The 12,363-nt window shown below is 72.7% G+C and carries 9 protein-coding genes; 4 read left to right on the top strand and 5 right to left on the bottom strand.

Annotated elements, in window-relative coordinates:
• Nucleotides 1-57: 57 nt before the first annotated feature.
• Complete coding sequence (locus OIE12_RS31700; protein WP_329141366.1) at nt 58-1,899, bottom strand: arabinofuranosidase catalytic domain-containing protein; 1,842 nt, start codon at nt 1,897-1,899, stop codon at nt 58-60.
• Nucleotides 1,900-2,185: 286 nt separating this feature from the next.
• Entirely contained in the window at nt 2,186-3,091 is a 906-nt protein-coding gene (locus tag OIE12_RS31695) for a DUF305 domain-containing protein (protein ID WP_329141364.1), read from the bottom strand.
• Nucleotides 3,092-3,367: 276 nt separating this feature from the next.
• On the opposite strand from OIE12_RS31695, the gene OIE12_RS31690 reads away from it, so the two are divergent.
• Both OIE12_RS31690 and OIE12_RS31685 read left to right on the top strand, forming a co-directional pair.
• On the top strand, nt 3,368-3,841 hold the full coding sequence (locus OIE12_RS31690) for a carboxymuconolactone decarboxylase family protein (protein WP_329141362.1): 474 nt from the start codon (nt 3,368-3,370) through the stop codon (nt 3,839-3,841).
• A gap of 109 nt (nt 3,842-3,950) precedes the next feature.
• Complete coding sequence (locus tag OIE12_RS31685) at nt 3,951-4,847, top strand: RNA polymerase sigma-70 factor (RefSeq protein WP_329141360.1); 897 nt, start codon at nt 3,951-3,953, stop codon at nt 4,845-4,847.
• A gap of 73 nt (nt 4,848-4,920) precedes the next feature.
• Here the strand turns inward: OIE12_RS31685 and OIE12_RS31680 are convergent, their stop codons facing one another.
• The 3 genes from OIE12_RS31680 to OIE12_RS31670 all read right to left on the bottom strand — a co-directional run bounded on the left by OIE12_RS31680 (nt 4,921) and on the right by OIE12_RS31670 (nt 9,861).
• Complete coding sequence (locus tag OIE12_RS31680) at nt 4,921-6,849, bottom strand: N-acetylmuramoyl-L-alanine amidase (RefSeq protein ID WP_329141358.1); 1,929 nt, start codon at nt 6,847-6,849, stop codon at nt 4,921-4,923.
• Between the two features lie 171 nt (nt 6,850-7,020).
• Nucleotides 7,021-9,558: an ATP-binding SpoIIE family protein phosphatase gene (locus OIE12_RS31675; RefSeq protein WP_329141356.1), complete on the bottom strand. Its 2,538-nt coding sequence runs from the start codon at nt 9,556-9,558 to the stop codon at nt 7,021-7,023.
• A gap of 78 nt (nt 9,559-9,636) precedes the next feature.
• Complete coding sequence (locus OIE12_RS31670; RefSeq protein WP_329141354.1) at nt 9,637-9,861, bottom strand: hypothetical protein; 225 nt, start codon at nt 9,859-9,861, stop codon at nt 9,637-9,639.
• Between the two features lie 381 nt (nt 9,862-10,242).
• On the opposite strand from OIE12_RS31670, the gene OIE12_RS31665 reads away from it, so the two are divergent.
• Together OIE12_RS31665 and OIE12_RS31660 are read left to right on the top strand one after the other, a co-directional pair.
• Nucleotides 10,243-11,265, top strand: coding sequence for a glycoside hydrolase family 11 protein (locus OIE12_RS31665; protein WP_329141352.1), 1,023 nt, complete (start codon nt 10,243-10,245; stop codon nt 11,263-11,265).
• 28 nt (nt 11,266-11,293) lie between these two features.
• A complete protein-coding gene (locus OIE12_RS31660) occupies nt 11,294-12,316 on the top strand; it encodes a polysaccharide deacetylase family protein (RefSeq protein ID WP_329141350.1) in 1,023 nt (340 codons plus the stop codon).
• The last annotated feature ends 47 nt before the right edge of the window (nt 12,317-12,363 follow it).

The following is a 12,363-nucleotide window of genomic DNA, read 5'->3' as shown; positions in this document are numbered from 1 at the left end:
GCACACCGGGGGTACGACGCCCGGACGGCGCCGTACCCCCGGCTCGGACCGCGACCGTCAGCCCAGTGCGAACTTCTGCGCGGCCGAGCCGTTGCAGTCGTAGATCTGCAGCCGCGTGCCGTTGGCCGTGGCGCCGCTGGGCGAGTCCAGGCACCGCCCGGACTGCGGGTTCAGCAGCGAACCGTCCGCCTGCTGCACCCACTTCTGGCCGCCCACCCCGTTGCAGTCCCACAACTCGACCTTGGCACCGTTGGCCGTGCCGTTGTTCTCGATGTCCAGACACCGGCCCAGAGTGCGCAGCGAGGTGTCGGAGGCGTGGTACCAGTGCTGGTCGACGGCCCAGGTCTGGCAGTCCCAGAGCTGTACGGCGGTGCCGTTCACCCCGGTGTCGTCGGCGGCGACGTCCACGCACTTGCTGCCCGGACCGGCCACCGGCGAACCGGCGTTGACCGAGAACTTCTGCGCGGCCGAGCCGTTGCAGTCGTAGATCTGCAGCCGGGTGCCGTTGCCGGTGGCACCGCTGGGCGAGTCCAGGCAGCGCCCGGACTGCGGGTTGCGCAGCGAACCGTCCGCCTGCCGCACCCACTTCTGGCCGCCCACCCCGTTGCAGTCCCACAGCTCCAGCTTCGCGCCGTTCGCCGTGCCGTTGTTCTCGATGTCCAGGCACCGGCCGAGCGTGGAGAGGGAGCCGTCGGGGTTGTGGGTCCAGTGCTGGTCCTCCGCATAGGACTGGCAGTCCCACAGCTGCACGGCGGCGCCGTTGACCCCGGTGTCGTCGGCGGCCACGTCGACGCACTTGCCGCCGGGGCCGGTGATCGTGCCCTGGGGGCCGTTGGGCACGTTGGTCTGGCCGGAGTAGCCGACGGAGACGATGTTCGCCTGGACCGCGTTCTCGACGGCGTCGGTCGGGTAGCCCGAGACCATCGCGCCCTCGAAGAACGTGCCCATGTTCCAGTTGCTGTTGTCGCCGCCGGTGCCCAGGATGATGCCGCCCTCCTGGTGCATGGGCTGGTAGCCGCCCCGGGTGGGCAGTGCGCCGTCCCACCAGGTGGTCAGCCCGCCGGTCTGCGAGTTGCCGCCCTTGAGCGCGTACCGGGTCTGCCCGTTGTTCTTCAGCACGGCCGTGACGTACGTGCTGTTGTTGCCGCGGTTGGCGGTGTTGGAGCCGTTGTCGCCCTGGAACATGCCGTTCTCCAGGTCGGCCTCGACCCACGGCCCGGAGCCGGTGCAGGGGGCGAAGTAGCAGGTGGTGGCGATGGACACGGCGTCCATGTGGCCGTTGCCCGTGTCGGCCGGGGTGCTCTCGGCGTTGCCGTAGTCGAAGCAGCAGGCGGAGCCGACGTGGGTGCCGCTGGCCACCATGTAGACGCCCTCGGGCTGTCCGTCGACGGCGACGCCGGAGGCGGCGCCGGTGGAGCGGTAGCCGACGCCGGGCGAGGTGAAGATGCCGTACACCTTGTGGCCGCCGGCGGTGACGGCGAGTTCGCTCGCGTCGGCGCCGCGGTCCGCGCCCATGCCGGCGGTGCCCGCGGGGCCGGGGTTGAGGTCGTTGTGGCGCGAGGTCTGGTCGTAGATCCTGGTGATACGGCAGCTGGTGCCGCCGCAGAAGGTGTCCTGGCGCCCGGCGTCCGCGTAACCGCCCGGTGCCAGCAGCCCGATGTCGGTGGCGGCGCCGTCCGAGACGCGGGTGACCCGGTACAGAGGGCCGTCGTAGGAGGAGAACAGGGCGCGCACGGTGCTGTGCGCGGCGACGCAGGGGGTGCCGGCGTCGCCGTAGAGGTCGCACGGCAGCGAACCGGCGGCCTGGGCCGTCCCGGGGAGGGCGACCAGGGCGCCCAGGGCGAGTCCGAGGACGGCGAGGAGGGACAGCAGCCGCCCCCGCACTCTGGTTCTGAGCATGACAATAGGTCTCGTTCCGTGCACGGCGCACTCCTCGGCGGAAGGTGGGGGCGGAGCTTCCAACGGGTGGGCGTGCAGGCCGAATTCACGCGCCTGCGGCCGTTGCGGAACGTACGCGCGGCGATCGTTCTCGTCAAGATTTGTTGCTTTGAGCTTGTACAGACTTTTGCATGTGTCTCGATTTGTTGAGCACGGTTCGTTGAGCACGGTTCGTTGAGCACGGCGTACGGGGCACCGCGCTCCGGCGGCTCCCTTCCGGTCGGGAGCGGCCGGAGCGCGGCCGGGCTCAGCCCTGCTGCCGTACGGTCGCGCGCCTGCGGCGCAGCAGCGTCACCGCGAAGCCGCCGCCCACCGCGAGCAGCGCGCCCCCGGCGGCCGCCGCGAGCGGGGCGGCCGGCCCCTGGGTGCCGCCGGCACCGGCGTGCGCCGCGCCCTGGGGCATCTCGGGCGTCTGCGGCGTGGTGGGCAGTGTCCCCATGTCCTGGGCGTCGGCGACCTGGCCGGTCAGCCAGCCGATCAGCTCGGCGACCCCGGCGAGCTGGGAGTTCATGCCGGAGGCCGCCGCCGCGCGCAGCTCCGGGTGCGTGGCGCGCACCTGCGGTCCGGAGTACTCGACGGCGGCGGCGGAGTGCAGGGAGACCATCCGGCGCGCGAACTCGGTGTCGAACTTCTCGCCCTTGTCGACCTTGCGCAGGTCGTCCGTCATCCGCGTCATGCCCTGCCGCAGGGCGGTCATCGCCTTGCGGGCATCGGCCGGGGCCTTCTCCATGGCCTGTTCCGTCGTCATGCCGTACCAGTCGTGCAGCCACTTCTCGCACTGCTCCGCCCGCTGCTCCTGGTCGGTGACCATGGCCTTCGCCCGGTCGCGGACGGCGGTGTCGGCGCCGCGCTCGACCTCGAGCTCCGCCATGTCGACGACGGTCCGGTACTGGGCGACGATCTGGGCGAGGAACGTCGTCTCGAGGTTCCGGGCGTCCAGTGACGCGAGCGTCCGGCCGAGTTCGTAGGCCATCGGGTCCGCGGGCATCGGCGCACGGTCCTCGGTGTCACCGCCGCGCGGGGCCGGGCCGCCGTGCGGGGCCGCGACGACGGTGGCGGCGGGCGCGCTCCACGCCGCCGTTCCACCCGTGAGGACCAGGGACGCCGTACACGCCGCCACCACCGTGACGCGCCGGGCAAGGGATATCGCCACTTCCATGAACCTTCCGCCGGGCCGGCGCGGGGGCGACTCCCCCGCGCGGGCGGGATGGGGAACGGACCGGCAACCGGTCCGGAGCCGCGTCCTGCGCCCGCGGCGGGCCGAGAAGGCCCGCAGCGCGGGGTGACGCGCTCGTCACCGAACGTAGGTGGAGCGTCCGGGCCCCGCCCGCCCACGGCACCCATTCGGATTTCTTCTCCCGTCCGTGTCACATCCCGCGGGGCTGTCCGGTCAGAGTTGCGTAACCGGCTACTCGACCAGGAGTTCACCATGGAATCGCGGCTCGACTACTTCGGCAGTGCGCTCGGCGGCAAGGTGCTGAAGCACATCAACTCGGCGGGGAAGGCGGCCTCGGACGCCGGGCTGCCGGCCACCACCCAGGAGCTGGTGAAGATCCGCGCCAGCCAGATCAACGGGTGCGGGTTCTGCACCGACATGCACACCAAGGACGCCGCTGCCGCCGGGGAGACCTCGGTGCGGCTCAACCTGGTGGCCGCCTGGCGCGAGGCCACGGTGTTCACCGAGGCGGAGCGGGCCGCGCTGGAGCTGGCGGAGCAGGGCACGCGTCTCGCCGACGCCTCCGGGGGCGTCACCGACGACGCCTGGGCCAATGCGGCGAAGCACTACGACGAGGAGCAGCTGGTGGCGCTGATCTCGCTCATCGCCGTCATCAACGCCTACAACCGCATCAACGTGATCAACCAGCAGCCGGCCGGCGGCTACCAGCCCGGCCAGTTCGGCTGAGCAAGCACTCACGCGCGTGGGAGCCGCCCCGGGTCCGGGGGCGGCTCCCACGCGTGTACCGGCGGGGGCGGCGATAGCATGGGCGCCCCCGCCGCCGGAAGGGACGAGCATGCAGACCGAGGCCGAGCCCGACTCCCTGGACCGGGCGACCCGGCAGTTCCTCGCGGCGCGGCCGCGGTTGTTCGGCATCGCCTACCGCATGCTCGGCAGCTCGACCGAGGCGGAGGACATCCTCCAGGACGCCTGGGTGCGCTGGCAGAACACCGACCGTACGGGCGTCCGCGAACCGGCGGCGTTCCTGACCACCGTCACCACCCGGCTCGCCATCAACCGGGCCACTTCCGCCCAGGCGCGGCGGGAGACCTACATCGGTCCGTGGCTGCCCGAACCGCTCGACACCCGGGCGGACCCGCAGGTGGGCGCGGAGCGCGCCGAGGCCGTCGAGCTGGCGGTGCTCTTCCTGCTGGAGAAGCTGAACCCGGTCGAGCGGGCCGCGTACGTGCTCCGGGAGGCCTTCGACTACCCGCACCGGCAGGTCGCGGAGATCCTTCGGACCAGCGAGGCCAACGCCCGCCAGCTGGTGAGCCGGGCGCGCAGGCACCTGGCCGCCGAACGCCGGGAGCGGGTGAGCCCGGCGGAGCACCGGCGGCTGCTCGAGGTGTTCCTGGCCGCGGCACGGACGGGCGACCTGGCGGCCCTGGAACAGGTCCTCACCGCCGACGTCGTGCACTACTCCGACGGCGGCGGCATCCGCAACGCGGCACGCATCCCGATCGTCGGGCGGACCCACGTGTCGAAGGTCCTGGTGGCCTTCGCCCCGCGCTTCTGGCCCGACGCCGAGGTGCGGTGGGTCGAGGCCAACGGGCGTCCGGCCGTGCTCGTCTCGTCCGAGGGGACGGCGAAGGCGCTGCTGTCGATCGACGCCTCCGCGGACGGCATCGACCGCCTCCTGTGGATCCTCAACCCGGAGAAACTGGCGCCGTACGTGGCCTCGCTGGACGGCTGAGGGGCGAATGGACCGGGCCCCCCGCCCGCCGCCGGCGCGGCGGGCGAGGGGCCCGGTCGGTGCCGGTGGGCCGTCACTGCCCGGCGGTCACGTCACCCTCGTAGACCAGGGCCGTGCGGTGGTTGTACTGGATGGTGTACATCTTCTTGGCGCCGGTCACGACCTTGCCGCTGGAGGGGAAGTAGTCGTCGGTGGGCTCGGCCCGCGCGGTGGCCACGTAGGCCTGGCCGGGCGGCACCTGGTAGGCGCTGAGCGGGGCCTGTGTGGAGGGCGAGAGGCCGTCGGGGTACTCGTCGGCGTCCGGGTAGCTCGACCCGTACACCGCCACCGGCGAGGTGCCGGCCGCGCCGACCAGCGTCACGTCGTGGGCGGGGGTCGTGTTGCAGCCGTGCGGGTTGTGGAACCACACCTTCTCGCCGCTGAACCAGATGGCCGTCCAGTCGCCCTCGCGCCCGGCGACGACGAACTGCTGACCGGCCTGTGCGGTGCTGCCCCAGTCGTTGACGCGGTCGGTGCCGACGCCGTCGGCGTGCAGGGCCTGGTCGCCGAAGAGCGGGGCGGTGTCGCTGGGCGCGGTGCGCAGGTACACGAAGTTCGACGGCTGGGTGCGCTCGGTGCACTCCGGCGTGTTCCCCGTGGGGTCGTCGGACGGGCACACCCGCACGGTCTGCTCGTTGTCCGCGTACCCGGGGGTGATCGTCACGGCCGTGCCGACCGGGCCGACCCCGTGCCTGCCGCCGACCGGGGCCTTGACCAGGCGCATGAAGCGCTGCCAGTCCCAGGACGGGCCCGGGTCCCAGTGCATGCCGGAGACGAGGGCGGAGCTGGGCCCGGCCACGTTGTCGTGGCCGATGATGTGCTGCCGGTCCAGCGGGATGTCGAAGCGGTCGGCCAGGTAGCGGACGAGGGCGGCGCTGGTCTCGTACTCGGTCTGGGTGTACCAGGTGCCCCCGGAGGCGGCGTACCCCTCGTGCTCGATGCCGAGGGAGTGCATGTTGACCGAGTAGTTGCCCGCGTGGAAGGAGAGGTCCTTGGTGGGCACCATCTGGGTGACCGCGCCGTCCGAGGAGCGGATGACGTAGTGCGCCGAACCGCCGCCCGGCTGCTGGAAGGTGTTGATGGCCGACTCGTAGGACGACTCGGTGTCGTGGAGGACGATGGAGTCGATCCGGATGCCGTTGGCGGGCCGGTTCGAGACCTGGCCGTTGGCCGGTGCCGCCGCGACGAAGGAGCAGTCGAGCTCCGCCGGGCACTCGGTGTCGTCGGCGGCCGTCTTCTTCAGGTCCAGCGCGGCCAGTTGGCCGGTGGCGGGCTTGACGTCCGGCGCGGCGGACAGCCGTACGCGCTGGCCGTCCCCGGTGGTCTCGGCGGCGCCGCCGCGGATCGTGGCGAAGACCCGGTCGGCGAAGGCGCGGGCGGCACGCTCGTCCTGGGAGCCGCTGTAACGGGCCACGGCGGCATACCACTTGCCGGGATCGGACGGGGTGTCACCGACGGTGGCCCTGGCGTAGGAGGCGAGCAGGGCGGCGCCGCCGCGGATGTTGGCGTCCTCGTCGTCGCGCAGCGCGCCGGACGACATGCCCGTCAGACCGGCCGCCGCGTCCAGGGTGTGCAGGGCGGGGTCGGCGGCCAGCTTCTCGACGTCGGCGCGGCCGGCCGCGCCCGCCTCGCCCGCGGCCATCATCTTCGGCGTCACGTCGGTGAGATGCATGAGGCCGTAGCCGCCGCTGGTGCTGTGCTCGCCCTCGGGCGCGTCCCACGCGGACTCGTGGTAGGCGACGGCGAGCAGCACGGGCAGGGGTACGTGGTACTCCGCCGCGGCCCGCGCGAAGGCGCTCTGCCGGGTGGCGTCCGCGCTCTGCGCCGGTGCGTTGGCCGAGGCCCCCGAGGACTTCGAGGACGACGCGAGGGCGAGGGGCGGGGCGGTGGCGAGTCCCGTGGCGGCCAGCAGTCCGGCCGTGACGGTCAGGGGCAGCCGCCAACGCGGCTTGCGCTCATGCACTGCGGTACCTGGCTTCCGTGTGCTCGTGGGGGTCGGCACGCCGTCGCAGCCGCACCGCGCGCACCGTGAACACGGGGGTGGAGCAGGGTTGTTGGCGTGCGCCAGGGACTGTACACGGTCGGCCGCCGTCCCTGCCGCCCCGCACGGCACACCCGTGCGGGGGCCGCGGCGTCAGTCCGCGTCCGCCAGGGAGAGCAGTGCCTCGGCGACCGTCTCGGGTGACGGTGTCAATGGCTGCTCGGTCCAGATGGTCTTGCCGTCGGGCGTGAACCGGCTGCCCCACCGCTCGGCCAGCACACTCACCAACTGCAGCCCCCGGCCGCCCTCGTCGGTCTCCGAGGCGCGCCGGATGCGCGGCATGGTGAGGCTGGCGTCGGACACCTCGCACACCAGGGCGCCGGTGCGCAGCAGCCGGAAGCCGATGGGTCCCCTGGCGTGCCGGACCACGTTCCCGACGAGTTCACTCGCGAGCAGTTCCGTCGTCACGGACAGGTCGTCCAGATGCCAGGTCGCCAGCTGCTCCCGTACGTGCCGGCGCGCCTCGCCCGCCGCCCGGGGACCGTCGGGCAGCCGCCAGGACGCCACGTCCGCCCGGGGCAGCGCGTGCAGGGAGGCCACGAGGAGCGCGGCGTCGTCCGTGGCGGGCTGCCCGCCGGGCAGGAGCCGGGCGACGAGATGGTCGGCGAGCCGGTCGAGGTCGGTGCGGTCGGCGGCGGCCACCAGCCGGGCGAGCGCGGCCATGCCCTCGTCGATGTCCCGCTGCGCCGACTCGACCAGGCCGTCGGTGTAGAGGAGCAGCAGACTGTCGGGCGGCAGTGTCAGCTCCGCCGTCTCGAAAGGCGGCCGGGCGCCGCCCAGCGGCGGGTTGTCGGGGACGTCCGGGTAGGCGGTACGGCCGTCCGCGTGGACCACCAGCGGGGGCGGATGACCGGCCCGGACGACGGTGCAGGTGCCGGTGGTGGCGTCGTACAGCGTGTAGAGGCAGGTGGCGTAGGCGTCGGGGCCGATCTCCGCGACGATGTCGTTGAGGTGGCCCATCAGTTCGTCCGGCGGCAGTTCGAGGGCGGCCAGGGTGTGCGTCGCGGTGCGCAGCCGGCCCATCGTGGCCGCCTCGGACAGTCCGTGCCCCATCACGTCCCCGCACACCAGGGCGACCCGCCCCGCCGAGAGCGGGATGAGGTCGTACCAGTCGCCGCCCACGTCCGAGCCCTGTCCGGCCGGCACGTAGCGGGCCGTGGCGGTCGCCTCGCGCAGCCGGGGCAGGTGCCGGGGCAGCAGATCGCGCTGGAGCTCGCGGGAGCGGGTGAGTTCGGCGTCGGACAGCCGGGCCCGCTCCAGCGCCTGGGCCACCAGGGCGCTGACGGCGAGGAGCAGGGTGCGTTCCTCGGGGGTGAGGCGGCGCTCGGTGTCGAAGGCCATGACGCAGACGCCGAAGGTGCGCCCCGAGGCCGTGAGCGGCAGGAACGCCCAGGCCTGTTTGGTGCTGGGCGGCCGGTCGTCGCCGGGGTTGTCCGCCAGCCACTCCTCGCGGGACGCGTAGAACAGGGGCTCGTCGCGCAGGAGCGCCCGTTCGGCGGGCAGGTGGCCGGTCATGGTCATGCCCCGGGTGCCGCCCATGTCGTCCAGGAAGGACCGGGGGTAGCCCACGGAGCCGATGTGTGCGAGGCGGTCGCCCTCCCGGACGAGGACGAGCAGGCCGTGGGCCGCGAAGGGCGGCAGTACGCGCTCGGCCACCGCGGTGACCACGTCCTGGGACGTGCGGGCGGCGGCCAGCGCGGTGGTCAGCTCGACGGTGCTGCGGGCCCGTTCGGCGGAGTCGCGGATGGCGGCCACCTCGTCGGCCTGGCGGCGCCGCCACGCGCCCGCCTCCATGACGTGCAGGACGGCGCCGCCGGGCGCGGGCAGCACCCGCACGTGGTGGCAGCGGCCGGTGGCGGGCAGGACGGTGTCGAAACCGGCGGCGCGCCCGCGGGCGACGGCGAGGCGGCACCGTTCCTCGGCCTCCGGCGTCTGCCAGGGACCGGGCTCCTGCCACAGGACCCGGCCGACGGCGGTGGGCCCGTCCGGGTGACCGAGCAGGGCACGGGCTGCGGGGTTGGCGGCGGTGACCCGCCAGGCGGTGTCGACGCGGAGGAGGGCGTCCTCGGCGTCCCAGAGGGCGCGGGCGAGTTCCCGCGCGTCGGCGGGGGCGGGGGCCGTGGGCTCCGCGGGGCTCGTCCCCGGCGTGCGGGCCGGTGGGTCGGGCAGGGGCCGGGCGGTGAGCCGGTCCTGGACCCAGTCGGCGACCCGGCGCAGGAACCGCCAGTCCTCGGCCGAGGGCTCCCGGCGGCGGCCGGTCAGCAGGGTGAGGGCGCCGACACGTCCTTCCGCGCCGTGCAGCGGGACGGCGATTCGGCCGGCCGCGCCGGCCGGCGGCAGCACGGCGTCGGCGGGCCGGCTGCCGGGCGGGTCCCAGGCGCGCCCGTCGCAGCCCACCGCCCGCGCCGTCGCGGAGGCGCTGTCAGCGGGCAGCACCTCCCAGGCCCGTACGGACACCGCGGGCAGACCCGCCGAGGACACGAGGTGGAGCTCTCCCCCGCTCCCGCGCACATGAACGCATCCGCCCAGGGCGCCCAGCTCCGCCATCGCGTGCTGCAGGGCGAGCCGGAGCACGTCACTGTCGGTGACACTGTCGTCGGCGGCGTGCAGGAAATCCAGACGACCGATCACCAGGCCAATATAGGCGCGACGGGCGTTGCGGACCTTTCGGGCATGTCGGCGGCCGACGGAACCGAAGCGGTCAGCGCCCTAGAACAGCCGGTCCTGTTCGACGCGGACCGTCCGGCGTCCGGCGGGCCGGGGCGCCGGGGGCCGGGCCGGGGCCTCGTCGCCGAACAGGGGCGCGGTGCCGTACGCGTCGGGCTCGGCCGGCACGGGGGTGGGCCCGGTGCCCACGTTCAAGCACAGCGGTGCCTCCCGGTCGAAGTCGCCGGGCGTCATGGCAGTCCACTCCCGGTCCTGACGCTCGCTCACCGCGCTCCTTCACCCCGCCCGATTCCTCACCCCATCGTTCCCTGCCCGGCCGGGTTTCCATGCACCGCCCCCGACACTCCGGAAGCTACCCGACACCACGACACGAAAGGCACCGAAAGTTTCGCACATACGGCACCGGATGCCACCTGACACCCCACGGCATTAAGTCTGACTTTCGAGGCCACCCCCTCATCGATGAGCGTGACCAGCACGTACTCCCCTCCCCGCAACCGCGAAACTCTCGAAGGTTTCGTCAACGCACCCGAAACTATTGACAGTTGACAAGGTCAGGCCAACACTGTTCGCCGTTGAGAGCCCCACGGGCCGTGCCGGCGCCGCCCACCCCCCACTCCAGCCGATCCGCAGGAGGACGCAACCGACATGAACGCGCTCGTCCATCCCAGAGGCCGCGCAGGCGGCCGCCTCACCCTGCTCGTCAGGGCAGCCTGGGCCGTGGCCCTGGCCGCCGTGGCCTCGCTGATGCTGTCCGGCACCGCGAGTGCCGACACGATCACCTCGAACCAGACCGGTACCAGCGGCGGTTACTTCTACTCGTTCTGGACCGACAGCCAGGGCACCGTCTCCATGAACACCGGGTCCGGCGGCAACTACAGCACCTCCTGGCGGAACACCGGGAACTTCGTCGCGGGCAAGGGCTGGAGCAACGGCAGCCGCAGGGCCGTCAGTTACTCGGGCAGCTTCAACCCGTCCGGCAACGCCTACCTGTCGCTCTACGGCTGGTCGTCGAACCCGCTCGTCGAGTACTACATCGTCGACAACTGGGGCACCTACCGGCCCACCGGCAACTACAAGGGCACGGTCACGAGCGACGGCGGCACGTACGACATCTACGAGACGACCCGCACCAACGCCCCCTCCATCGAGGGCGACAACAAGACGTTCAACCAGTACTGGAGCGTCCGGCAGTCCAAGCGCACCGGCGGCACCATCACCACCGGCAACCACTTCGACGCGTGGGCGAGCCATGGCATGCCGCTCGGCACCCTCAACCACTACATGATCCTGGCGACCGAGGGCTACCAGAGCAGCGGCAACTCCAACATCACGGTGGGTGACAGCGGTTCCGGCGGTGGCGGAGGCGGCGGAGGCGGGGGCGGAGGTGGTGGTGGCGGGAACGGCGGCTGCACCGCCACCCTCTCCGCCGGCGAAAAGTGGGGCGACCGCTACAACCTCAACGTCTCCGTCAGCGGCTCCAGCAACTGGACGGTCACGATGAACGTGCCCTCCCCCGAGAAGATCCTCTCCACCTGGAACATCAGCGCCAGTTACCCCAGCGCGCAGGTGCTCACCGCGAAGCCCAACGGCAGCGGCAACAACTGGGGCGTCACCCTCCAGACCAACGGCACCTGGACCTGGCCCACCGTCAGCTGCTCGGCGAGCTGACCTCGACCGGAACGGAGAGGAGGTCCCCATGAGAACCACGGCACCACTGAGCACCACGGCACCACCGGCGCTGCGTTCCCTGGTCGCCAGGCTGGCGGTCCTCGCGCTGGCCGTGGCGGGCACGGCGGTGATCGACGCGGCCCCGTCGCAGGCCGCCACCTGCAACGGGTACGTCGGACTCACCTTCGACGACGGCCCGTCCAACGACCACACCCCGGCCGTGCTGGGCGCCCTGAAGCAGAACGGGCTGCGGGCCACCATGTTCAACGAGGGCCAGTACGCCGCCTCGTACCCCTCCCAGGTGGCGGCCGAGGTCAACGCGGGCATGTGGGTGGGCAACCACAGCTACACCCACCCGCATCTGGTCCAGCAGAGCCAGTCGGCGATCGACTCGGAGGTGTCACGGACCCAGCAGGCCATCGCCAACGCCGGCGGCGGCACGCCGAAGCTGTTCCGGCCGCCGTACGGGGAGACCAACTCCACGCTGAAGGCGGTCGAGGCCAAGTACGGGCTGACCGAGGTCATCTGGGACGTCGACTCGCAGGACTGGAACGGCGCAAGCACCGACGCGATCGTGCAGGCGGTGAACCGGCTCGGCAACGGGCAGGTCATCCTCATGCACGAGTGGCCCGCCAACACCCTCGCGGCGATCCCGCGCATCGCGCAGACGCTGGCCTCCAAGGGGCTGTGCTCCGGCATGATCTCCCCCTCCACCGGCCGTGCGGTCGCCCCTGACGGGGGCGGTTCGGGCGGCGGCGGGGGCGGCGGTGGCGGCGGCGGGAACGGTGGCTGCACCGCCACCCTCTCCGCCGGCCAGACGTGGGGCGACCGCTACAACCTCAACGTCTCCGTCAGCGGCTCCAGCAACTGGACGGTCACGATGAACGTGCCCTCCCCCGAGAAGATCCTCTCCACCTGGAACATCAGCGCCAGTTACCCCAGCGCGCAGGTGCTCACCGCGAAACCGAACGGCAGCGGCAACAACTGGGGCGTCACCGTGCAGACCAACGGCAGCTGGACCTGGCCGACGGTCTCCTGCACCACGTCCTGACCCCGTAGGGCTCCGCGCGGCGATGCCGCGCGGAGCCCCACGCACCC

This window comes from Streptomyces sp. NBC_00670, from assembly GCF_036226765.1.
Lineage (GTDB): Bacteria > Actinomycetota > Actinomycetes > Streptomycetales > Streptomycetaceae > Streptomyces.
The sequence above is the reverse complement of the archived record's forward strand: the minus strand, read 5'-3'. Positions and strand labels throughout refer to the sequence as shown.

Excerpts from the sequence above, each read along its gene's own strand:
- OIE12_RS31665 (WP_329141352.1), top strand. The coding sequence starts at position 10,243 with ATGAACGCGCTCGTCCATCCCAGAGGCCGCGCAGGCGGCCGCCTCACC.
- OIE12_RS31700 (WP_329141366.1), bottom strand. The coding sequence starts at position 1,899 with ATGCTCAGAACCAGAGTGCGGGGGCGGCTGCTGTCCCTCCTCGCCGTC.
- OIE12_RS31690 (WP_329141362.1), top strand. The coding sequence starts at position 3,368 with ATGGAATCGCGGCTCGACTACTTCGGCAGTGCGCTCGGCGGCAAGGTG.
- OIE12_RS31685 (WP_329141360.1), top strand. The coding sequence starts at position 3,951 with ATGCAGACCGAGGCCGAGCCCGACTCCCTGGACCGGGCGACCCGGCAG.
- OIE12_RS31660 (WP_329141350.1), top strand. The coding sequence starts at position 11,294 with ATGAGAACCACGGCACCACTGAGCACCACGGCACCACCGGCGCTGCGT.